Source organism: uncultured Alteromonas sp., from assembly GCF_963976965.1.
In the GTDB taxonomy this organism is placed as follows: Bacteria; Pseudomonadota; Gammaproteobacteria; order Enterobacterales; family Alteromonadaceae; genus Alteromonas; species Alteromonas naphthalenivorans.
This window is the reverse complement of the sequence record NZ_CAXBMP010000027.1, coordinates 42006-65770: the sequence shown is the minus strand read 5'-3', so window position 1 is coordinate 65770 and position 23765 is coordinate 42006. Positions and strand designations below refer to the sequence as shown.

The following is a 23765-nucleotide window of genomic DNA, read 5'->3' as shown; positions in this document are numbered from 1 at the left end:
ATAACTCTTTACCATGCTGCTCAAAAACCAATCACGAAAGATCAACACGCCTTAGAAATTGGCACTGAGGTATTAGGCCTTGAAACTGGTATTGTTAGCTATGTGCATAACGGCACCTACACGGTGGTGCAGGCCATTTCACCGCTGAATGAAATTGTAAGCGGCGCTGAATTTCCATTATCTGATACTTATTGCGCTGACACCGTGAATGCAAATGGTATCGTGGCCTATAACGACATTGACGTAATGCCAGGCAATAGCCATCCGTGTTACGCCCTCTACACATTAAAAAGCTACTTAGCCACCCCTATACATGTAAATGCTGCCTTATATGGCACACTCAACTTCTCTTCCACTACGTCAAAGAGCGACAGTTTCACCGCTTTAGATTATGACTATTTACTGCTGCTTGCCGACTGGATAGGGGCAGAGGTGGCGCGTGAACAAGCGTTGAGCGAAATCATTTCTCAGAAAGACGTATTAGAAGAACAAAACGCACTGCTAAACCAGATTACAGAATTGGCGGGCGTGGGCACGTGGGAGCTTGATTTAGAGTCAGGCGCCCTTAAGTGGTCAGCGTCCTTGAAGCGCATGTTTCAAATCAATGAGAAGCAAGCGGTTACCCCAGCGCATGCACTAAAGTTTATGGCAAATACAAAAGTGCGAAATGTTTACGAATCTAAAATGGAGGAAATTGCCACAACCGGAAATGATTGGGCTTACGAGTTCGAAGTGATTACCGATGGGGGTGAAAAGCGGTGGTTAGAAAGTCGTGCACACCCCATCATGAAAAATGGAACCTGCCATAAAATTATCGGTGCAACCCGAGATATAACTGAGCGTTTTAACACCACCCAATCCTTAAAACAAAAAACCGCCATTGCAGAGCAAGCCCTTAAAGCGCGCAGTGAGTTCCTAGCAAACATGAGCCATGAAATACGAACCCCAATTCATGGTGTGCAAGGCATGCTAGAAACTCTTTGTAGTACTAAGCTCAATGCAAAGCAAAAAGAATATGCACATGTCGCAATGCGTAGTTCAGAGTCGTTACTCAACATTGTGAATGATATTTTAGATTTTTCAAAAATTGATTCAGGCCACATGACCTATGATGTTGAGCCTGTAAATTTAAAAGAATTAATTGAGCAACAAATACCTATGTTTAGGCGTCTAGCCGATAAAAAAGGGATAGAATTTATCACCGAAACGGCGGCGGTTTCAGATACGTTATTTCTCGCAGATTCGTTAAGGCTAAGTCAGATACTGATGAATCTTATAAATAACGCAGTGAAGTTCACTGAGGAAGGGTCAATTAAAATTAGTACGCGATGTACCAAGTATGGTGCGGGGCGCTTTAGGGTTAAGCTAATTGTTACCGATACGGGGATTGGTATTAGTGATGAGCAGCAAAAAGTTATCTTTTCACCATTCCTTCAGGCCGAAGAGTCGACACAGCGACGCTTTGGCGGTACAGGTTTAGGCTTAGCCATTGTGAATAATATTGTTGAGCATTATGACGGCAACGTAGAAGTATCTAGCGCGATAGGGGAAGGGGCTCGATTCATCGTTACCATGACCCTCGATTGTGCAAATGCCGGTGTATTGAAAGAAAAAGCTATCGCAGCAAACAAGGTCACACCACTTTGCAAAAGAGTGCTGTCAGAATCGCGAGTGTTAGTGGTTGAAGATAACGAAATAAATCAGATAGTCATTAAAGAGCAATTAAAAGAAATTGGTGTGTCGGTAGAGCTCGCCAATAATGGTGCGTTAGGCCTCGCTAAGGTAACAAGTGCTATTGCGCGGAAAAAGCCATACGACCTTATCTTTATGGATTGCCACATGCCAGTGATGGACGGATTAGCTGCCACAAAAGAAATTAGAGCGCTAGGTGAAACCGTTCCTATCATTGCACTTACTGCCAACGCGCTGAGTGGCGAAAAGGAAAAGTGTTTACGAGCGGGAATGAATGACTTCATATCAAAACCTGTAGGCGTTTCGCGGTTAGGGGACTGTATTAACTTCCACTTGTCTTATAAACAGGAGAAGTTTAAAGATCCTGCTTGATAGCCAACTTTTGGCTATCTGCCCCGGCAATGCTGGGGCTTTTTTATGGATGTATTACGGGGGATATAAAATCACAAGACAAAATATAAAATCATGCGTATAATGTGCACCTGCTTCTGGCGCTATTCATGTCATGCGTCATGCGACCCCCTCGCATTTCAGAAACAATGTACTCAATTTCCCCATCGATTAAAAATAATCCAATTTAACGCTATCTCTAGCTCAAAATTTCTGTTATAGTTTCGCGCCCTTTTTATGGGGGTATGTATATAAATTCAACAATGTTTGTTGGGTTTAGCAGCAATAACGACTCGGCAGAGTCTCATAATAGAGCGGAGCACTAACATGATCCAAATGCAAACTAACCTGGACGTTGCAGACAACAGCGGCGCTCGCAGGGTTCAGTGTATTAAGGTTCTTGGTGGCTCGCATCGCCGTTATGCAGGTATCGGTGACATCATCAAAGTTACTGTGAAGGAAGCAATTCCTCGCGGTAAAGTTAAAAAAGGTGACGTACTGAATGCAGTGGTGGTGCGTACTAGAAAAGGCGTTCGTCGTGCAGATGGTTCATCCATTCGTTTTGACGGCAACGCAGCTGTTTTGCTTAACGCAAACAAGCAACCAATTGGTACGCGTATCTTTGGACCGGTAACCCGTGAGTTGAGAAGTGAAAACTTCATGAAAATCATCTCATTGGCCCCAGAGGTACTATAAGGAGTCACGATAATGGCTAATAAAATTCGTCGTGATGATGAAGTAGTCGTATTAGCGGGTAAAGACAAAGGCAAACAAGGCAAAGTCCTTAAAGTGCTTATTGCTGATAACCGTGTAATTATAGAAGGTGTTAATCTTATCAAGAAGCACACTAAGCCAAACCCACAATTGGGTGTAGCTGGTGGAATTGTTGAGAAAGAAGCTTCTATTCACGTTTCTAATGTTGCGATTGTTAACCCGGCAACGGGCAAAGCAGATCGCGTTGGTTTCCGTTTCGAAGATGAGAAGAAAGTTCGTTTCTTCAAATCTAACGGCGAACTTGTTTAATTATATTGGAGAGTACGATGGCGAAACTGCATGATTTCTATAAAGAAACAGTAGTAGCTGAACTTGCTAAGCAGTTCGGGTACAAAAGCGTCATGCAAGTCCCTCGGATTGAAAAAATCACTCTAAACATGGGTTTAGGTGAAGCAATTGCTGACAAGAAGGTGCTTGAAAATGCTCAAGCTGACATGGCGGCTATCGCCGGTCAGAAGCCGATTGTTACAGTTGCTAGAAGATCAGTAGCGGGCTTTAAAATCCGTGAAGGTTATCCGATTGGCTGTAAAGTAACCTTACGCGGCGAGCGTATGTGGGAATTCCTTGAGCGTTTGATTTCAATCGCTATCCCACGTGTTCGCGACTTCCGTGGTTTGAACCCTAAGTCATTCGACGGTCGTGGTAACTACAGCATGGGCGTGCGTGAGCAAATCATTTTCCCTGAAATCGATTTCGATAAAGTGGATAAAGTTCGTGGTATGGATATTACTATCACTACCAGTGCGGACTCAAATGAAGAAGCACGTGCTCTGCTGGACGCGTTCAACTTCCCATTTAAAAAGTAGGGTGTAGGGTTATGGCAAAAGAATCAATGAAGGCCCGTGAAGTAAAGCGCGCTAAGCTAGTAGCTAAGTACGCAGAAAAACGTGCCGCACTTAAAGCGACTATCAGCGATGTTAACGTATCTGAAGAAGAGCGTTGGGACGCTGTTCTTAAGCTACAACAACTGCCACGTGACTCAAGTTCTTCACGTCAGCGTAATCGCTGCCGCGTAACTGGTCGTCCACATGGTTACCTTCGCAAATTCGGTCTTAGCCGTATCAAACTGCGTGAAGCAGCGATGCGCGGCGAAGTCCCTGGCCTTAAAAAAGCCAGCTGGTAAGGAGTAGCTGATAATGAGCATGCAAGATCCTATCGCGGATATGTTTACCCGCATCCGTAACGGCCAAATGGCAGAGAAAGTTTCTGTAGTTATGCCTTCTTCTAAACTTCGCGTAGCAATTTGTGAAGTATTAAAGTCTGAAGGTTATATTACTGACTTCGCTGCATCTGGTGACGTTAAGCCTGTTTTAGAAGTTACGCTTAAGTACTTCGAAGGCAAGCAAGTAATTGACACTATTGAGCGTGTAAGCCGCCCAGGTCTGCGAATCTATAAGAAAAAAGATGAGCTTCCTAAAGTAATGGGTGGATTGGGTGTCGCGATCGTGTCGACTTCTAAAGGTGTGATGACTGACCGTGCAGCGCGTAACGCTGGCATGGGCGGTGAGATCATCGGTTATGTAGCATAACGGAGGAGTTGAAATGTCACGAGTAGCAAAAGCCCCAGTAGACTTGGTTTCAGGTGTAGATATTTCTATCGCTGGCCAAGAAATTACCGCAAAAGGTAGTAAAGGCACTTTGACCCGCGTTTTTAACGACGCTGTAGAAGTTGTACAAGAAGAGAACCAATTGAAAGCACTTCCTCGCGAAGGTTTTTCTGACGCTTGGGCACAGGCTGGTACTGTACGCTCTCTTCTTAACGCAATGGTTCAAGGTGTTTCACAAGGTTTTGAGAAAAAGCTTCAGTTAAATGGTGTTGGTTACCGTGCGCAAGCACAAGGTAGCAAACTAAACCTGACGCTTGGTTTCTCTCACCCAGTAGTATACGAGATGCCTGAAGGCATTACCGTTGAAACGCCTACGCAAACTGAAATCGTCGTGAAAGGCGCCGATAAGCAGGTTGTAGGACAGGTTGCGGCGAACATTCGCGCTTACCGTCCACCAGAGCCTTACAAAGGTAAAGGTGTACGTTACGCTGACGAACATGTACGTCGTAAAGAAGCTAAGAAAAAGTAGGTGGGTGATACGATGGATAAGAAAACAGCTCGCATTCGTCGCGCTACACGCGCACGAGCAAAAATTCGTGAACTGGCCGCGCATCGCTTGGTAATTAACCGTACACCTCGCCACATCTATGCTCAGTTAATCGCTCCTAGCGGTTCTGAAGTATTAGCAGCGGCTTCTACTGTAGATAAAGAACTTGCAAAAGATCTTAAGTCAACAGGTAACGCTGAAGCAGCGGCGATAGTCGGTAAAGCAATTGCAGAACGCGCTAAAGAGAAAGGCATTGAAAAAGTGGCTTTCGATCGTAGTGGTTTTAAATACCACGGTCGCGTTAAGGCATTAGCTGATGCAGCTCGCGAAGCTGGCCTTCAGTTCTAGGAGTTTATAATGGCTAAACAAGAAGTTCAGAACGGTGAACTATTAGAGAAATTGATTGCTGTTAACCGCGTATCTAAAGTGGTTAAAGGTGGTCGTATCTTTAGTTTTACTGCATTGACAGTAGTGGGTGACGGTAATGGTCGCGTAGGTTTCGGTTATGGTAAAGCACGTGAAGTGCCTGCTGCAATCCAGAAAGCTATGGAAAAGGCACGTCGCAACATGGTTGACGTTGACCTTAACGGCCATACGTTACAGCACCCAATTAAAGGTCGTCACTCTGGCTCTAAAGTCTACATGCAACCAGCATCAGAAGGTACCGGTATCATCGCCGGCGGTGCAATGCGTGCAGTACTTGAAGTAGCTGGTGTACAGAACGTACTTTCAAAATGTTACGGTTCTACGAACCCAATCAACGTTGTTCGTGCAACAATCAACGCGCTGACAGAGATGAATTCTCCAGCGAAAGTTGCTGCGAAACGTGGATTGTCTGTATCAGAAATTTTGGGGTAATCAGACATGGCAACGATTAAAGTAAAGCAAACTAAAAGTGCGATTGGCCGTTTGCCAAAGCACAGAGCTACGCTTAAAGGTTTAGGCCTTCGTAAAATCAACCATGTTCGTGAACTGGAAGATACGCCAAGTGTACGCGGCATGATTCACCGTGTTAATTACATGGTCGAAATAGTCGAGGAGTAAGTTATGCGTTTAAATACTATTGCCCCTGCTCCAGGAGCTAAACATTCTGGTAAGCGTACTGGTCGTGGTATCGGTTCAGGTCTAGGTAAAACAGGTGGCGCAGGTCACAAAGGTCAAAAAAGCCGTTCAGGTGGCCGTGTTAAGCCAGGATTTGAAGGTGGTCAGATGCCACTTCAGCGTCGTCTTCCTAAATTCGGTTTCACATCACGTAAGAGCTTCGTTACTGACGAAGTAACTCTTGCAGAAATCGCAAAGGTTGATGGTGATACAGCATCTCTAGAAACTTTAAAAGCAGCTGGTCTTGTGAAAAAAGAGATTCAGTTCGTTAAAGTTATCAAGAGCGGTGAAGTATCACGCGCTGTTACAGTAAGCGGTTTAAAGGTTACTAAAGGCGCTAAAGAAGCGATTGAAGCTGCTGGCGGTAAAGTAGAGGAATAAGCTAGATGGCTAAACCAGGATTGGATTCAGGCGCGAAAAGCGGCTTGAGTGAGCTTAAAGCAAGATTGTTGTTCGTACTCGGTGCGATTGTTGTATTCAGATTAGGTTCTTATGTTCCTATTCCGGGCATCGATCCAGCTGTACTTGCTGACTTGTTCGAGCAACAGAAAGGTACCATTGTAGAAATGTTTAACATGTTCTCCGGTGGTGCGCTTGAGCGTGCATCCGTTCTGGCTTTGGGCATCATGCCATACATTACTGCATCAATTATTATGCAGTTGCTCTCGGTGGTTCATCCACCGATGATAGAGCTTAAAAAAGAAGGCGAAGCAGGTCGTCGTAAAATTAGTCAGTACACACGTTATCTAACGTTGGTATTGGCTATATTCCAATCAATTGGAATATCGACGGGTCTGCCTAACCTAATTAATGGACTGGTATTGAACCCTGGCTTCGGATTCTACTTTACGGCAGTAGTGAGCTTGGTCACAGGAACTATGTTCCTAATGTGGTTAGGTGAGCAAATTACTGAACGAGGTATCGGTAACGGTATTTCTATATTGATATTTGCTGGTATTGTTGCCGGTCTACCAACAGCGATAGGTCAGACGGCAGAACAAGCAAGACAAGGCGACATTAACCTGTTGTTCTTGTTGTTGATGGCTGTGATTGTTATTGCGCTTACATACCTTGTGGTATTTGTAGAGCGCGGACAGCGCAGAATTGTGGTAAACTATGCAAAGCGTCAGCAAGGCCGTCAGGTTTTTGCCGCGCAAAGCACGCATTTACCACTGAAAGTCAACATGGCTGGTGTAATTCCACCCATCTTTGCTTCCAGCATCATTTTGTTTCCGGGTACTATCGCAGGATGGTTCGGACAGAATGAATCTACGGCGTGGTTGCAGGACGTAGCACTTATGCTATCTCCAGGTCAGCCCCTGTATGTGATGTTATACGCAACAGCGATAATCTTCTTCTGCTTCTTCTACACGGCGTTGGTTTTCAACCCGCGTGAAACAGCGGATAACTTGAAGAAGTCTGGTGCGTTTGTACCAGGTATCCGTCCTGGTGAACAAACATCGCGTTATATCGATAAGGTAATGACTCGTCTGACTCTGGCAGGCGCGCTGTACATAACCTTTATTTGTTTGGTGCCTGAATTCATGCTAATTGCCTGGAATGTTCCGTTCTACTTCGGTGGTACGTCGCTTCTAATTATTGTGGTGGTTATCATGGACTTTATGGCACAGGTGCAGACACATTTGATGAGTAGTCAATATGAGTCTGTTCTGAAGAAAGCTAATCTTAAAGGCTACGGCCGTTAAGTTAGCCCCTTAATTTATAAGATAGGGGAGTGATGTAATGAAAGTTCGTGCATCAGTTAAAAAGATTTGCCGTAACTGTAAAGTTATCAAACGCAACGGTGTTGTGCGCGTAATTTGTACAGAGCCGAAGCATAAGCAAAGGCAAGGTTAATCTACGCGGTACTGAATACTCGCAAAGCTAATAAGCAGGGCCTGACTTATACTTATCAGGTTCTGCTGGTTTTGTTTAAAGTGTTCAGAACCTAAATATTTGCAATTTAGTTGACGGGTAAGTATCCTATCGGGCTTTTTAGGTCGTCAACAATAAATTAGAGGAGTGCTGTTAATGGCCCGTATCGCTGGCATTAACATTCCTGAGCACAAGCATGCTGTAATCGCTATCCAAGCGATCTATGGCGTTGGTCCTACACGTGCTAAAAGCATTTGTGTAGGTGCTGGTGTTGCAGAAGATACAAAGATCAAAGAGCTAGACGAAGCGACTATTGATAAGCTTCGTGACGAAGTGGCTAAATTTACCGTTGAAGGTGATTTACGCCGTGAAGTCTCTATGAGCATCAAACGTTTGATGGACCTGGGTTGCTTCCGTGGTATTCGCCACCGTCGTAGCTTGCCTCTACGTGGTCAGCGCACTAAAACAAATGCGCGTACCCGTAAAGGTCCTCGTAAGCCAATTAAGAAGTAAACGGGGAATAAGTTATGGCTAAAGCACCAGCTCGTAGTACGCGTAAGCGCGCTAAACGTCAGGTTGCAGACGGTATGGCTCATATCCATGCGTCTTTCAACAACACAATTGTGACTATTACAGACCGTCAAGGCAATGCATTAGCATGGGCGACATCTGGTGGTTCAGGTTTCCGTGGTTCACGTAAATCTACCCCATTTGCTGCACAGGTTGCTGCAGAGCGTGCAGGTGTTGCTGCACAAGAATACGGTCTTAAAAACCTAGAAGTGTTTGTAAAAGGTCCAGGTCCAGGCCGTGAGTCTGCGATCCGTGCTCTTAACGCTACTGGTTATAAGATCACAAATATTACCGATGTGACACCAATTCCTCACAACGGTTGTCGTCCACCGAAAAAACGTCGCGTTTAATCGACGGACAGTTGGAGAAAGATCATGGCAAGATATTTGGGTCCAAAACTCAAACTTAGCCGTCGCGAAGGAACTGATTTGTTCCTTAAGAGCGGCGTTCGCGCAATCGATTCTAAATGTAAAATCGATACAGCGCCTGGTCAGCATGGAGCCCGTCGTGGCCGTTTGTCTGACTACGGTGTTCAGCTGCGTGAAAAACAAAAAGTTCGTCGTATGTATGGCGTTCTTGAAAAGCAATTCCGTAACTACTATAAAGAAGCTGCACGTCTAAAAGGGAACACAGGTGAAAACTTGTTACAACTTTTAGAAAAGCGTCTTGATAACGTAGTTTATCGTATGGGATTTGCTAGCACACGTGCAGAAGCACGTCAGCTAGTTAGCCACAAGGCGATCATGGTAAATGGTCAAGTTGTGAACATTCCATCATTCAACGTTTCTGCCGAAGACGTGGTTTCTGTTCGTGAAAAAGCTAAGAAGCAAGCTCGTATCGTAGCTGCTTTGGAACTGGCTGACCAACGCGAGAAGCCAACTTGGATTGAAGTAGACAGCACTAAAATGGAAGGTACTTTTAAGCGCCTACCAGAAAGAACTGATTTGTCTGCGGAAATTAACGAACAGTTGATCGTTGAACTTTACTCTAAGTAAAGCTAACTAAAGAGGAAGCATTGTGGGTTCTGTGACTGAATTCCTTAAACCGAGATTAGTTGAGATCGAAAACGTTTCTCCTACTCGTGCCAAAGTAACTTTGGAACCACTAGAGCGCGGCTTTGGCCACACTCTAGGTAACGCCCTACGTCGTATCTTGTTGTCATCCATGCCAGGATGCGCAGTTACTGAAGTAGAAATTGATGGCGTTCTTCACGAGTACAGCACCAAAGAAGGTGTGCAAGAAGACGTAATTGAAATCTTGCTAAATCTTAAAGGTTTAGCGGTTCGCCTTGAAGGTAAAACTGAGGCAACCCTAACTCTAGTGAAATCTGGCGCTGGCCCTGTTGTTGCTGGTGACATTCAGCATGATGGCGACGTAGAAATTGTTAACCCTGACCACTTAGTTTGTACTTTAACTGGCGAAGCTGAAATCAGCATGCGTATTAAAGTAGAAATGGGTCGCGGTTATGTACCAGCTTCTACCCGTCGCTCCTCTGAAGAAGATGATCGTCCAATTGGTCGTTTGTTAGTTGATGCTTCATACAGCCCAGTAGAGCGTATAGCTTATAGTGTAGAGTCTGCCCGTGTTGAACAACGCACAGACCTAGACAAATTGATTATCGATATGGAAACGAACGGTACTTTAGATCCTGAAGAAGCGATCCGCCGTTCTGCGACTATCCTAGCTGAACAGCTTGATGCATTCGTAGATTTACGTGATGTGTCTGAGCCAGAAGCGAAAGAAGAGAAGCCGGAATTTGATCCGATTCTACTTCGCCCAGTTGATGACCTAGAGCTAACTGTACGTTCTGCTAACTGTTTAAAAGCAGAAGCTATCCAGTACATTGGTGACCTGGTTCAGCGTACTGAGGTTGAGCTACTTAAAACGCCAAACCTTGGTAAAAAATCGCTAACTGAAATCAAAGATGTTCTAGCATCTCGTGGACTTTCTCTAGGTATGCGCCTAGAAAACTGGCCGCCTGAGAGCATCGCTGAAAAAGATTAATCAGGTTTTTAATAAACTGATTTGTAGAGAAGGATAAAACTATGCGCCATCGTAAGAGTGGTCGTCAGTTGAATCGCAACAGCAGCCATCGTCAAGCTATGTTCAAGAACATGGCCGGCTCTTTGGTCAAGCACGAAGTGATCAAAACGACGTTACCAAAAGCGAAAGAATTACGTCGCGTTATTGAGCCTCTTATCACTATGGCTAAGCAAGACAGCGTTGCAAACCGCCGTTTAGCTTTCGCCCGCACTGGTGATAAAGAAGTTGTTGGTAAACTATTCAACGAGCTTGGTCCTCGTTACGAAGCTCGCCCAGGCGGATACACTCGCATTCTTAAATGCGGACTCCGTGCTGGCGACAATGCCCCTATGGCATACGTTGAACTAGTAGACCGTCCAGTTGTTGAAGCTGAAGAAGAAGCAGTAGAAGCAACTGAAGAGTAATAAATACTCTTAATTCTGAGTTATCAGAATTATTAAAAAACCCGGCTTAGGCCGGGTTTTTTGTTTTTAGTACATTTCTTTTATTAAATAGAGACGAATAAGAGACGAGTAAGAGTTGAAAATGTTATTATGAAACAGCTCTTTTTAATATAAATAGGGCGAAAGGAAGCGACTAAGACAAAGAGATGAATCTGCAGCATGCTTAAAAATACTTCACTGAAAGAGTTTGGATATAATTTTCTGGGCCCTATTTTATCTGTTTATACCTCAAAATTAGTTGATAAACTGAAACCCATACCAGGTAAAACTAAAGTGTTTCACCTAGCTAGGGAAGGTTATGCATTAAAACAGGCGTTTAATATCGTTGATGAAAACAACACTTCTTCAGACTATCTCTACGTTTCTCGAACCTTTCTGTTTAGGATTACGTTGGATATAGAAAGTAGTTGGTCAATAAGTGTTAAGCATAGTTTCGATGGTTTGCTCGGAGAGTTTTTTAAATCTCGATATGCGTTCACATCAGAGCAAACTGAAGCGATATTATTAGGTTATGATAAAAGCTCAAAGATTAAACTGCCGCGAGACTATACGAAAGTCGTAGAAATCCTCAATGAAAAAAAGAGTGTTATCAGTGACATTGTTTCTACAACTCGTAGCATTTATCAAAACTATTTGTCATCAATAGGTTTCACTGACATAGAAATTACGCCGGTTGTTACCGATGTTGGCTATTCGGGTACGATTCAAAAGCTTCTTGCCATGATAACCAAGCGTGAAATATACGGTGTCTATATGATCACTACTGCTTCCGGTGAAATAGATATCGATGGTTATACAGTTTCCATAGATCATGTATACAAGACAAATGTGAACATGGGGGGAGGGTATATGATGCTAGACCGCTCTATGTTTCTTGAGTCTCTTCTAACGGCCCCAAATGGTCAATTTGTAGATATCCTCTTAGATAAAAATAGTAATAAATATCACTTTTGTTTTGGTAAAAGAACATATACACAAGAGAATTTTACAGATCTTGAGATGTTGCTATCAGGTGCACTAGAGTGCGTTTTTGATTGTCACGTCAATAACATTCAATATTCAATAGAAGAAGTTGAAACTATATTTAACGCCCATGTCACACAACGTAACCTTTTACCTCGTGCCTCATGGCCGTTGTTTGAATTAGATGATGCAATCTCTGGGCAAGGTAATTTGAATCCATTAGATTTCTTTGGGTTATAGAATGCGAAATAAACTAAGAAAAATTGTACGACGTGCTCAACAATCATTTGAAATGACAACTCGTCCAAAGGTTGCAAAGGCTTTTAAAAGAGCCGTCGCTGAGGGGTTATTCGATGTGGAGTGGTATCAAGAACACTATGGTACTTTTCCGCATCCGTTAGCAGCATTTAATGACTATAACGAAAAATCTAAATCTTCTAACATAAATCCGTCTGCACATTTCGATACCGAATTTTACTTACGCAGTAATGTAGATATTTACCTAGGTGGAGTTGAGCCTTTAACACACTATATGTACCACGGTAGATATGAACACAGAGCCTCTTCAGGTGTGATTAATCGGTGGTTACCATCTACCCAGTTGCTTGCTAAAGAAACGGGTAGCTGGAAGCAACAGAAAATAGCTATTGTTTTACACATTTTTTACCCTGACTTTGTTGAGAAGTTTGCAGCTTCTCTTAAGCGTTTCCCAACTGAAGTAGATGTGTTTGTTACAGCCGCTACTGAATCAATAAAAACTAGCTCTTTAAAAACGTTCAATGAGCTTCAAAATGTAAAAAAAGTAAAAGCAGTTTTATGTGAAAACCGTGGACGAAATTTTGGCCCTTTTCTAGTTAACTTCAGTAAAGAACTACTAGATTATGATTTAATGTGCCACTTGCATTCGAAAAAATCCTTGTACAGTGGACGAGAACAAACCCAATGGTTCGATTATCAGAATAATTACTTATTGAACGATAAGCATGTTGTGAAATCAGTTTTGCGCTTATTTGACGAACAAAAAGAGCTAGGAATCTATTACCCAACATCGTTTTGGATGATGCCAGCATGGGTAAACCATTGGACATGCAATAAAGGTTTTGCTGAAGGCTTTGTTAACAAATGGGGCATAGATATAAGTGATAATTTCTTAAATTACCCAGTTGGGGGAATGTTTTGGGCTAGACCTCAAGCCTTGGCGCCATTGTTGAACGAAAATTATACCTACAGTGATTTTCCAGAAGAGCCTCTTCCCAATGACGGTAGTTGGCTACATGCCCTAGAGCGAACATTAGGTTTGTTAGCTGAAAAGCAAGGCTACCAACAGTTTTTTTACTATCCACCTCAAGGCAAATTTACCACTGATAAATCATATATATCGTCAAGTTACTACAAGTCGCCTGAAGGATTGCAGTCGGATATACAAAATTTTGAGATCGTTTCGTTTGATATTTTTGACACGGTATTGAGAAGAGAATTTTCTGAACCCGATTACGCGAAATTTAAATTAGGTAAGGAGCTAGTAGTAGCAGGCTACTTTGTGTCTGAGTTGGATTTCATAACACAGAGAAATAACGCTGAGCTAGCGTGCAGAAAACAACGAAACTTCGAAGGTGATGTAAATATCTATGAAGCTTATGAAAAATTATCTGAGATATTAGACTTGGACAAAACGCTGACAGAAGATTGGGCTAATAGAGAATTTCATTTTGATTTATCAATGGCGTTACCAAAAGAAGAAATGGTCAAGATAGTCCAAGAGCTTTATGCAATGGGCAGAGAAATCTGGTTTGTTACCGACATCTACTACACCAAAGAGCAAATTGCCACCATGTTACGAAAGATAGGTATTGCGGTACCGTATAAATTATTCGTAAGTTCTGATTTACGAAAGAGAAAAGATGCAGGCACTATGTGGACCTTCATTAAGGGGTTAGTAGATGAATCTAAGAAAAGTTACATCCACGTTGGTGACAATGTTCGCTCTGATGCACAAATTTGCGGAGACTTTGGTCTGCAAAATGTACACATACTAAACCCCATGGATAAATGGGCAATCGCCGGATTTGAAACGCCCCTTCTTAACAATGAGAAGAGTATTCTCAAGTGGGGAAAACAAATTTCAAACTTTGGACGGTATCCGTTTTTCGGGGAATAGCACAAAAATATCTGGATATAGAATGATTAACGCAAGTTTTCTCAGTAAAGTTGGAAAGAGCAGTGTGCGCTCGGCCGATGATATACGCGTAAAACTAGTAGCTATAGCAAAAGACGAAGGCGCTTATTTTACTCAATGGGTACATCATCACTTATTTTTTGGCTTTGATGATATCGAAATATTTATCAATCGTACAACAGACAACTCTTCTGAAGTATTAGATGATATTTCGCGCTCATATCCAAGTGTGACTTGGGATAGCGCTGACTGGGTAGATATGTGCCCAGAAGAAGCAAAGAAGCAAATCCAGTTTGTTGTTTATAATAAAGTTTGGCATGAAGCTAAAAAAGAAAATAAATTTACTCATATTATTTTTCTAGATATTGACGAATATTGGATCCCAAGACACTTTAATATATCGATAAAACAATTTTTGGCAGATTTTTCCGATGATGATGTCATATCGTTCGAGTGGTTGAATGACATGGGGACTTTGCCAAAACTATCACATGTACCCAGAACAATATCTGGGAATTTGTCTCCATTAGTCAAAACGATTTATCCGCTGCATGCACCTGTTAAGGAATTACGCCACCACGTGCCGCTTTTTTCAAAAAAAGTAGCTCATTTGTTGGCTAATAAAGTAGATTTTCGACCAAGACCATCTCTTATTCAGGCCGTCTCTCCAGAGCTGCAAAGCTTGAAGGATGCCTTTATCTATCATCGAGCACACCGTTCAGCTGAAGAATATGTATCTCTATTACTGAGAGGCAGGCCTGGAGATGCTTTTCCTTATAAGACGAACAGATATGGTTTGCCTGTAAAAGATGATATGCATAGAGAGATAGAGTTGCCGCTAGATGCATTTTTAAAGTACGAACAAAGTTATGTGAATTTTGAAAGGAAAACTAATTACTTCAATCATAAACTATCAGCAGAATCATTTGTCGAAGAGCGCTACAAGGCTTCTTTAGCTAATTTAGCGAAGCATTCATTGGCGAACTATCCATTAATGATGCAGATGTTTAGGGGAGTAAAGCTACCAGAAGTTACAAAAACCTTTAAAGATGTCCGCAAAAATTTAATTAGTTTCAGGCCAGACGATTTCCGTTTTATCCGGGATTTAGCAATTGATGCTGCTTCTCAAAATATTGATGAAGCTATCGAATTGATGGAACAAGCTAGAGAGTTAAACCCTACTGGCTCCATTATTCTAAAAAAGCTTGATGAGTTTAGAGCATTAAAAGGCCAGTAATATTAAGCTGAATTGAAGGTTGTTAGGTGAGTAATAAACCCAAATTAATTATACATGTCGGGCCTGGAAAGACAGGCTCCTCTGTAATACAGGAGTGGTTGTCCAGCAATAGGAAATTGTTACTTGACGAAGGGTATCTATATCCTAAGCACAAAGTGGACAAAAATGGCATAAGCTCTGGTAATTTTAGAAGTATCTTTTCCGAGGATAAAAATGGTCGTTTTATTTTCGATGTTGATAAAGCCAGCTCACTTATTGAGCACGCTGAAAGGGACGGAGTCGAATATATTCTTCTGTCATCAGAAGCCTTTATAAATTTAGTAAAGCCTTTGGCTGAATATTTTGAAGATGTCCATTTCATTTTTTATCTGCGAAATCCAATTGAATCTAGTGAGTCACTATATAATCAATCTGTTAAACGTCATTTTAATACCTTATTAATCACTACACCTAAAGTCGTAAGTTTCAACAAGTTACTCAAGTTGCATGAATTAACGAAGAGTTTTGCTCATAGATTGAGTTTGCGTTTCTATGGAGATAACTTTTTTTCAGGTGGTAATATCGTTCAAGATTTCTTAGAGACCATTGGCCTTAGAAGAATAACTGTTACCAATGCAAAAGTTATCAACGGTTCATATTCGTTTGAAGCTCTAGAATTTAAACGTTTACTTAATCAGTTTCCCTTAATTGAGTTACATCAAGAACTAGATATTTTTCTGCAACAATATCAGGGGGATATATCATCATTTTCAGTATATTCAGAAGAGCAGTTTGAAGAGTATAAGGGCAAGGCTACAGTAGCACTAGAGAATATGTTCTCGTTATTAGGTTTAGAAAACTCTTCATTTCAGAAGGTAGTTGAGGAACAGACTCAGCGAGAGAGATTCTCTCAAGTATTGTCAGAGCCAGCAGCGTCGAAAATACTGCAATCAATGTATGAATATTCTCCATCACTATTTTCACAAGTACGAAATATTGTTTCTAGTAAATACCTTTCATTTTTAGATTTCAGCCCTTTAAATGATCAAATGTTTGATTATATTGCAAGACCAATCAGCCCTGTGAAGCGTAGCCTTTCAACGCTAATGAGAAAATTAGTAAAGCCAGAGGTCCCCTACAGTCCTACTGGTAGTCCGACTCGTGAAAATATAGCTTCATTAATGCAGGCATTGAGAGTTAAGCGACATATGGATGAGGGGAAGTTTTTGAGAGAACTAGCGCTATACTTCGAAGCCGAAGGTGATATTCTTCAAGCGTTCAAATATATGAATAGAGCAAAATTCTTTAGACCCCAAGGTGAGCTGATAAATCGAAAACTCTGCGAATATGCAGATGTCATTAATACAATAAATATTAAGCAATTTGAATAATGTCTCTAAATAATATGAACTTAATCGTTTCACTAACCACTTACGCGAAAAGAGCTAACACTGTTCACAAGACTATTATTTCACTGTTAAATCAAACAGCAGAAATTGATAAAATCGTCTTGTGGCTAGATAAAGACGAATTTACGGATAATACTATTCCGGCTATGTTGGCTGACCTCCGTTCAGAAAGGTTTGAGATAGACTACTGTGAGAATATAAGAAGTTTCAAAAAGCTGGTACCAGCTATCAAAAAGTACCCAAACGCGACTATCGTGACAGTAGATGATGATTTTGAATATCCCCCGACACTCATAGAAAGTCTTTTAACGTACCATTCTTTGTATCCAAATTGTGTTATTGGCGCAAGAGGAAGGGTTATTCGAGTTGAAGATAAAGAAATAAAACCTTATCCCGACTGGCAATTTATACAACTAGAGCATGAATTAAAAAGTAAGCTAGCAATAATACCGATTGGTTATGCAGGCATCTTATATCCCCCTGGTGCCTTACATAAAGATGTAATTAAAGATTCGTTGTTTCAGTCATTGTGCCCAACAGCTGATGATTTATGGTTCAAGGCTATGGCCATGTTGAACGGGACGCCAACAGTAATTATCCCAATTTCTAGAACGGCTTCAATGCACCCTATAGATGGTACGCAAGAGGATGCATTGTATTTATCGCATAATGCGGGTGATGCTAATACGAAGCAAATGAAGGCAATAGTATCGCACTACGCGAAGCTCCAAAAACTTTTTGTGTCGGATTCATTTTCTGCTTGTGTCACTAACGGCTACGAATATGTTAAATTAATTAATTCTATTGCCAATGAACCGAAAGACATGAATTTGGGTTTACTGAGTAAGTTTGTAAACGAGTTAAGGGACGCAGCTATTCTATTAGAAGATAAGAATATTTTCCTTTCTAAAAAACTGATGGAGTTGGCTAAGAAAGGAAGGCCTACTGGTTCGCTTATCAATAAGAAACTTGCCGAATATGAACAGAAGATCAAGAAGTAATATCATGGACTCTCAAGACCGAAAAAATGTTGCGATGATGGGATGCTTTCGTAGCGGGACCAACTTTGCTAAAGCTCTATTAGAGCAAAACTATTATTGTAATGTTAAGAATAACGTTTTTGGTTGGAAACATGGTTTTCTTCCAATCATATCCTCTGACTCTAATGCCAGTTACTCTTTCGATTACGACAAGGCGTTTTTTATTACAAAAAACCCCTTTTCGTTTTTATTTTCCTTATTCAAATACCATCAAGAAGTTAAAAGAAACTTAAAAGCACCGTTGATCTTCAAAAACTTTATAAGGTCAAAGATTATAGTGTTTGATCAGGCTAATCCTCGCTCGCCCGAATTGAGGTTTTCCAGTCCCGTAGATTTTTGGAATGCTATGAATTGGAATTACGCTTCTCACAAAGACTTTGTTCATATTCGATATGAAATGTTGATTGAAAAGCCTGAATTTATCATCAATAAAGCGGCTGAAAAAATGTCTTTGGAACGGACTTCCGGCAATTTCTTTGTTCCAGAGAAAAAAGTTAAGCGCATAAATGATGGTGAAGTTTTATCTAAAGCTGATGATTATCAAACTAAAGAAGCCTTTGATAAATCGAGTTACCTATCTCACGACTATATGGCGTCTTTTGATAGTGATGATATTCGGTGTGTTATGAAAGAGCTAGATAGCGATCTTATATCAAGGTTAGGCTATAGTGAACTTATCGCATCCCTGAAGTCATAACCCTTCTTACTACCGTAAAGGCGCTATCTTTAATAGCGCCTTTAAAGCTTTACCCTGTGACTAGAAAAATAAAACCTCTTCTTTTCAGTGCTATAACCAGCAACGGTATACAAACCCTCAACGTTGGAATCAACAAACTAAGGAATATTCACCTTAGATAATTTAAAGTTTCATTTGCTATTGTCTATATTCTGTTCTATAAAAACTGTTCTTAAATCTTGTTAAGGACAATAGGATGAACAGGTACCTCACGTTATTCCTTTTCTGCTTATTTTTTTTATTACCGTCTTACGCCCAAGAAGTCGACGAGCGCTTTAAAGCGAGTCTAGAAAAATCGCAATTACCCGCATCAGAGAAGTTTTTGCTACAGCAGAAGCAAGCATTTGAAATCAAAAGGCTCAAGCTAGAAGAAAGAGCACGCAGCGGAAATCCCGAAGCTTATAGAGAACTTGGTGATTTATTGAGCCGCCCGAGTCGGTTTTCGGACAAATCGAGAGCGCTAAAATATTATCAAAAAGCTGAGTCTTTAAACGTTTCCGATATAGATAGAAGAATTAAAAAGTTAACTAAACTTCCTAATTAATACAAAAACTTTCACTTTAAAAGGAATTCGGCAATGAAAAGTCGATTAATCAAAGGAACGTTCGCTCTTACCGCCTTCGGTATTGCAACCTCTTTTTGCGCATCAGCTGCGGAATTAAAGGGACAAGTTCATTACGACTATGAAACTTATCCAGATGCAACGGTAATCTTAATTAAAAACGGTGTACAGGTTGCCTCAGCTCAAACAGATCATGATGGTGTATATAGTATTTCTGGCGTTGATTTAGGCGAATATAGGGTACGTTTAGAGTCTTCTGATTTTTCATTTGCGCAATCTTTCACTGATATTTCTGGCCCTCAAAATATTCATAACGTTTGGTTACTAAGCGAAGTCGAAGTCGACACTTCCACTTACTTCGAAGTTAGTGGAAGTGTCCAAGATCTAAATGGGCGGATATATCCAAATGCTGAAGTTAGGTTCGTAAACAATTCAACATCTAATTCAGTCACCCTGTATACAAATGAAGATGGAACCTACTTGACGTCTCTAGAAGAAGGGACTTATACCGTTAATTATAGCTTCTATGATGATATAGATATTGACGACAATGGCGAAGTTGATCAATACGTAAATTTAAGTGTCAATGGCCAAGAAGTTATTGTAGAGAGTCAAACTGAAGAAGACTTAGTATTCCCAGCGAAAAGGATACGTCTGAATGCCCTACATAACGGCGAATTAATTGATGCTAGTTCGCGTATAGATCAGAATACTGGGGAGTATGATGAAGTAACGGGGATTTATAAAAACGTTAGCCTATATTCTTATGGTTATAGTGTGAACGACACTGATATTCTTGCCTTAGCAGGAGAAAACATAATTGGCTCCCTTACCCCGCATGATAATAGCGATACAAACGTATTTATTACCAGTATAGAATCATTAGAAACAACCGATGACAGCGCTAGGAACGTTTTTGAGCAAGAGTTATTAGATGAAGGTTTCATCGTTGAAGCTAGTGTCTACGATGTCGATAATATTGCTTTAAACGGTTCATGCCTTTCATTGGCTAACGAGAGTTACTCAGTCGATGTTTACGAGTGTGCCAGTGGTGAAACACAACAAGTTACCTTTAAGGTACCAGAAGGTAATTATACTCTTAACTCATACAACTGGTCACCAGAATGGTCCGGTTCTAGTAATGTAAGCAACTTTTATTATTTTTCCAACCTGGCAGAATTAGATTTAACGTTGGGTAGTGAGCGTGTGGAGGACTACCTCCTAGATGTCACGTTACCAGTTTATAAACAACGGGGGAGGGTGATAGACGAAGAGGGTAATAGAATTGAAGGGGCGGTAGTTTCCTTCAATGAGTACTTCCAAATAAGTACAGATGAGTTCGATACTTATACTAACGTTAACCACTATGGTGTAACCACCAACCATAATGGTATATTTGAAGTGTACATACCCATCAACCTACCACAATTCTATGTAGAGGCTCCGAATGATTCGGGATTAGCTAATATATACGCCGAGTATTTTTCATCTAAAAAAGGTCAGGTATTTACAATTACGTTACCCGATGAAGACGGTGGGGTAGTAGATCCCGAACCAGTAGATGGGGTTTTGATAACTGGTAAGTTAACTAACTTAGTCGATAATCCACTCCTTCTAAAAGTGTCGCTTTATGATAAAGATGGAAACTTAATTGACGACACCCTAGTTGATTCTAACGGAAGATATTCGATAGAAGCTCCATACGACGGTCAGTATAGATTGGAAGCCCAATATAATGACTATTGGACTGCTGGCACATCATACAGTAGTAACTACCTAGTTAATCGGTCTGAGAGTTTCTCTGTTATTGGCGATAGTGAATTTAACCTTGTAGTCCCTGTAGTAAGCGCATCTTATAAAGTTGTTGATAGTGACGGTGACCCAATATCAGGAATGGTTATAAAGCTCTCAGGAAATTCAAGTCCAGCTGGGTTACACGATATTGATTATATGTACGCAAGCCATAGCGGAGTATCCAATTCAGAAGGAATAGTCACGCTCACTTCTCCAGTTGGTGATACATCGCTTCAACTTCAAGGAGATGTGCTACCTCTTGATTTATCGTTTTACAGTGAGGAAGCAGTAGTTACTAACACACATACTGATATTGTCTATCTAGCTCAATTTACAGTAACGGATAATGATGAAGATGGTGTACCAGACTTTTATGAGAATAGATTTGGTGATAACGAGGCCGGCAGTGATCTGGACCAGGATGGCTTAACGTTCTTAGAAGAGTTCCAAAACATGTCTTCGCCAAACTCTTCAGATACCGATGGTGACGGAATCCTTGATGGGGATGATGTAAATTCTCAAATGTTTGACGGTTTGGGTGGTTTTAATACCGATGACGACTCTGACTCTGACGGATGGGCAGATATTACTGAAATATTATTTGGGTTAGATGAAACAAGTGCGACAAGTTATCCAGTTTTAATAGACGAAGCAGTATTTGAAAATACAGGCTTAGAGACATGTCTATCCTACAGCATTTATGAATGGGAAAATTGGGGTGCTGAATACCTTCACGAAGTAAAAAACCTAAATTGTTATGAGGGGGCGATGGACGATTTAGACGGGATCAGTAAGTTTGTAAACTTACAGAGTCTAACGTTGTCTCAAACTAATATAACTGACCTAACACCCGTAGCTAAACTCACTCACTTGACGGCCCTTGATATATGGCCACTGAGGCCAACTAGCTTGGATTTCATAAGTGAATTAACAAAGCTAACAGAGGTTACAATCGACCTCACAGAATACGAAGGTAATCTTACAGAGCTTTCGAAGTTAACTAGTCTAACTTCACTATGGCTAGCAAGCGGGGAAACTGTCTCTAACTTAGATTTTATAGAAGACTTAACCCTGTTGGAAACCTTAAGTCTACAAAACTTCCCACTAATCACTAACGATTTACCTAAGTTAGCTAATTTGACTAAGTTAAACTCCCTCACATTGGGCTCTACTCCATTAGGCGAGTTGGATTGGATAACGGCATTAGTGGAATTAACTGACTTTAGCGTACGTAATCAAAACGATGTTGATTTTACTCCGTTGGCCCAACTGCCAAATTTAACTTGGTTAGATATTGAGAGTTCAAACCTGACTGATATTAGCTTTTTAGCAGGAATGAATCTTTATACTCTCCGCTTGGAGGGAAACAATATATCGGATATAAGCGTGTTAGAGAACATGACCTCATTGGTATATATATATCTAACTGGCAATTCGGCGTTAACGTGTTTAGAAAATACTGCATATTACATTTCGTATGACGAATTAGAGTATTTATGTTCTTTTAATCCGTTAGATACCGATGGCGATGGGTTAGCTGACGCTATCGATGAAGATGATGATAACGACGGAATTTTAGATATTGACGATACAAGCCCTCTTAGTTATGACGCGAACCTGCTTTCGGCTATGGCTATTCCTTACGTTTGGTCTCAAGACGATGGCTTAATCGCTTATGTTCGCGATATGTCAGGAGAGAATGAAATCAGTGTTGACGTTTACAGTCGAGCTAGCAGCGAGTTAATCACAAGTATTGAATGGCCACGAACGTATGCCGAACCTCAGGTATTTGTTTTAGATGATCTAAATACTAACGGTTATGCAGATATTGGCCTATTCGGTATTGTTGAAACAATACTGACAGACGGAAGCGTTGAACGTAAAGCTCAACTTTTTGTTAAAGATGCTTATACGGGGGAAACTATTAGAGCATTCAACTGGCCGGCAAATTGGACGGAAATGTCATTTGTGAAGCTTAATGATGTCAATAGTGATGGTATAGATGATTTTGGTTTGCAAGGCCGTTTCTATATCGAAAATCGCCCTCAACTTATTATTAAGGACGCAGCATCAGGCAGTACGCTAAAGACAGTTAGTTATCCTGATCTACTTAATACACCGGTCTACCATCAATTGTCAGACATGAATGGTGATGGACTGGGTGAAATTGGTTTGTTTGGTAGAATAAAATCTAACAACAAAATTCAGATAAAGATTGCCGATGGCGATGATACAGATGTCCGTTTACCAGCTTATAATTTTGCGGATAAATGGGAGGATGTATCGTGGCACGAGCTATTTGATATTAACTTCGACGGCGAGACTGATTTTGGTATGTTCGGTATCAGTAAGGATGATGGGCGTGTTCAACTGTTCACTAAAGATGGAACTGATCGCGTAGGAACATTAGGAATATTTAGTTGGCCAGAAGATCTAACAAGCCCTGATTTAACGGTTATTCCTGACATGACGCTCGATGGCGTGCCAGAATTAGCGGTATTCGGTTACCGCTCTTCAGTCGACCGCTACCAATTGATTATCAAGGATGGCTCTGACAGAGGTATAACCCTAGTGAGTCATGGGTGGAGAAATAATCTAAGTGATGTATCGATACACGTAATTAATGACCTTAACTTTGATGGGAAAGTAGAAGTAGCTATTTTAGGTCAGCGAAGTTCAGGGGCGTGGGAACTGAATATTAATGATGGCGCTACTGGTGATACATATCGTGTAGATGTTTTAGGCTTAGACTGGGCCGCTAAGCCAAGCCTAATGCCAGCTTCAAACAGCAACTTAAGTATTGCTGATGAGGTAATTATTTATGGAAATACATTGAGCGGCAATGAAGTTAAGTATTACTTAGAGCGCTAATAGGTAATATTGCTTA

26 protein-coding genes are annotated in these 23765 nt (G+C 41.1%); all 26 read left to right on the top strand.

All coding sequences use genetic code 11. From position 1 onward, the window contains the following. Positions 1-2064, top strand: a 2064-nt coding sequence (locus tag AAC006_RS17100) for an ATP-binding protein (protein WP_339891986.1), incomplete at its 5' end; no start/stop codon positions are given. Between the two features lie 345 nt (positions 2065-2409). Then, a complete protein-coding gene (gene rplN / locus AAC006_RS17095; RefSeq protein ID WP_013786228.1) occupies positions 2410-2778 on the top strand; it encodes a 50S ribosomal protein L14 in 369 nt (122 codons plus the stop codon). Positions 2779-2790: 12 nt separating this feature from the next. Further along, a complete protein-coding gene (gene rplX / locus AAC006_RS17090) occupies positions 2791-3105 on the top strand; it encodes a 50S ribosomal protein L24 (RefSeq protein ID WP_013786227.1) in 315 nt (104 codons plus the stop codon). Positions 3106-3122: 17 nt separating this feature from the next. Further along, positions 3123-3662, top strand: coding sequence for a 50S ribosomal protein L5 (gene rplE / locus AAC006_RS17085; RefSeq protein WP_013786226.1), 540 nt, complete (start codon positions 3123-3125; stop codon positions 3660-3662). Between the two features lie 11 nt (positions 3663-3673). Further along, the gene (gene rpsN, locus AAC006_RS17080) at positions 3674-3979 is read left to right on the top strand and encodes a 30S ribosomal protein S14 (RefSeq protein WP_013786225.1); all 306 of its coding nucleotides are present in this window, start codon (positions 3674-3676) and stop codon (positions 3977-3979) included. 13 nt (positions 3980-3992) lie between these two features. Continuing rightward, positions 3993-4385, top strand: coding sequence for a 30S ribosomal protein S8 (rpsH, locus tag AAC006_RS17075; RefSeq protein WP_013786224.1), 393 nt, complete (start codon positions 3993-3995; stop codon positions 4383-4385). A 13-nt stretch (positions 4386-4398) separates the two neighbouring features. Continuing rightward, positions 4399-4932, top strand: coding sequence for a 50S ribosomal protein L6 (gene rplF / locus AAC006_RS17070; protein ID WP_208806286.1), 534 nt, complete (start codon positions 4399-4401; stop codon positions 4930-4932). Between the two features lie 12 nt (positions 4933-4944). Further along, positions 4945-5298 carry a 50S ribosomal protein L18 gene (rplR, locus tag AAC006_RS17065; RefSeq protein ID WP_041453128.1) on the top strand — a complete coding sequence of 118 codons (354 nt, stop codon included), beginning with the start codon at positions 4945-4947 and terminating at the stop codon, positions 5296-5298. 9 nt (positions 5299-5307) lie between these two features. Further along, entirely contained in the window at positions 5308-5808 is a 501-nt protein-coding gene (gene rpsE, locus AAC006_RS17060; protein ID WP_013786221.1) for a 30S ribosomal protein S5, read from the top strand. A gap of 6 nt (positions 5809-5814) precedes the next feature. Next, positions 5815-5994: a 50S ribosomal protein L30 gene (rpmD, locus tag AAC006_RS17055; RefSeq protein ID WP_013786220.1), complete on the top strand. Its 180-nt coding sequence runs from the start codon at positions 5815-5817 to the stop codon at positions 5992-5994. Between the two features lie 3 nt (positions 5995-5997). Then, positions 5998-6432, top strand: coding sequence for a 50S ribosomal protein L15 (rplO, locus tag AAC006_RS17050; protein WP_013786219.1), 435 nt, complete (start codon positions 5998-6000; stop codon positions 6430-6432). 5 nt (positions 6433-6437) lie between these two features. Further along, complete coding sequence (secY, locus tag AAC006_RS17045; protein WP_013786218.1) at positions 6438-7757, top strand: preprotein translocase subunit SecY; 1320 nt, start codon at positions 6438-6440, stop codon at positions 7755-7757. A gap of 37 nt (positions 7758-7794) precedes the next feature. Beyond that, positions 7795-7908 (top strand): 50S ribosomal protein L36, encoded by a 114-nt coding sequence (rpmJ, locus tag AAC006_RS17040; RefSeq protein WP_013786217.1) that lies wholly within the window; start codon positions 7795-7797, stop codon positions 7906-7908. Between the two features lie 174 nt (positions 7909-8082). After that, positions 8083-8439 (top strand): 30S ribosomal protein S13, encoded by a 357-nt coding sequence (rpsM, locus tag AAC006_RS17035; protein ID WP_013786216.1) that lies wholly within the window; start codon positions 8083-8085, stop codon positions 8437-8439. Between the two features lie 14 nt (positions 8440-8453). After that, positions 8454-8846: a 30S ribosomal protein S11 gene (gene rpsK / locus AAC006_RS17030; RefSeq protein WP_013786215.1), complete on the top strand. Its 393-nt coding sequence runs from the start codon at positions 8454-8456 to the stop codon at positions 8844-8846. Between the two features lie 24 nt (positions 8847-8870). Further along, entirely contained in the window at positions 8871-9491 is a 621-nt protein-coding gene (gene rpsD / locus AAC006_RS17025; RefSeq protein ID WP_013786214.1) for a 30S ribosomal protein S4, read from the top strand. Between the two features lie 19 nt (positions 9492-9510). Next, a complete protein-coding gene (rpoA, locus tag AAC006_RS17020) occupies positions 9511-10500 on the top strand; it encodes a DNA-directed RNA polymerase subunit alpha (protein ID WP_041452624.1) in 990 nt (329 codons plus the stop codon). A gap of 41 nt (positions 10501-10541) precedes the next feature. Next, on the top strand, positions 10542-10943 hold the full coding sequence (gene rplQ, locus AAC006_RS17015) for a 50S ribosomal protein L17 (RefSeq protein ID WP_013786212.1): 402 nt from the start codon (positions 10542-10544) through the stop codon (positions 10941-10943). Between the two features lie 198 nt (positions 10944-11141). Then, the gene (locus tag AAC006_RS17010; protein WP_208806287.1) at positions 11142-12185 is read left to right on the top strand and encodes an HAD family hydrolase; all 1044 of its coding nucleotides are present in this window, start codon (positions 11142-11144) and stop codon (positions 12183-12185) included. Position 12186: 1 nt separating this feature from the next. After that, positions 12187-14103, top strand: coding sequence for a rhamnan synthesis F family protein (locus AAC006_RS17005; RefSeq protein ID WP_339891985.1), 1917 nt, complete (start codon positions 12187-12189; stop codon positions 14101-14103). A gap of 22 nt (positions 14104-14125) precedes the next feature. Further along, a complete protein-coding gene (locus AAC006_RS17000) occupies positions 14126-15358 on the top strand; it encodes a glycosyltransferase family 92 protein (protein ID WP_339891983.1) in 1233 nt (410 codons plus the stop codon). Between the two features lie 26 nt (positions 15359-15384). Then, on the top strand, positions 15385-16728 hold the full coding sequence (locus AAC006_RS16995; RefSeq protein WP_339891981.1) for a hypothetical protein: 1344 nt from the start codon (positions 15385-15387) through the stop codon (positions 16726-16728). Continuing rightward, positions 16728-17747, top strand: a complete 1020-nt coding sequence (locus tag AAC006_RS16990; protein WP_126871765.1) for a glycosyltransferase — start codon at positions 16728-16730, stop codon at positions 17745-17747. Before AAC006_RS16995 ends, AAC006_RS16990 begins: the two co-directional genes overlap by 1 nt. 4 nt (positions 17748-17751) lie before the next feature. Then, positions 17752-18483 (top strand): hypothetical protein, encoded by a 732-nt coding sequence (locus tag AAC006_RS16985; protein WP_126871766.1) that lies wholly within the window; start codon positions 17752-17754, stop codon positions 18481-18483. Positions 18484-18718: 235 nt separating this feature from the next. Beyond that, positions 18719-19066: a hypothetical protein gene (locus AAC006_RS16980; RefSeq protein WP_339891979.1), complete on the top strand. Its 348-nt coding sequence runs from the start codon at positions 18719-18721 to the stop codon at positions 19064-19066. A 33-nt stretch (positions 19067-19099) separates the two neighbouring features. Further along, positions 19100-23749: a hypothetical protein gene (locus AAC006_RS16975; RefSeq protein ID WP_339891977.1), complete on the top strand. Its 4650-nt coding sequence runs from the start codon at positions 19100-19102 to the stop codon at positions 23747-23749. The last annotated feature ends 16 nt before the right edge of the window (positions 23750-23765 follow it).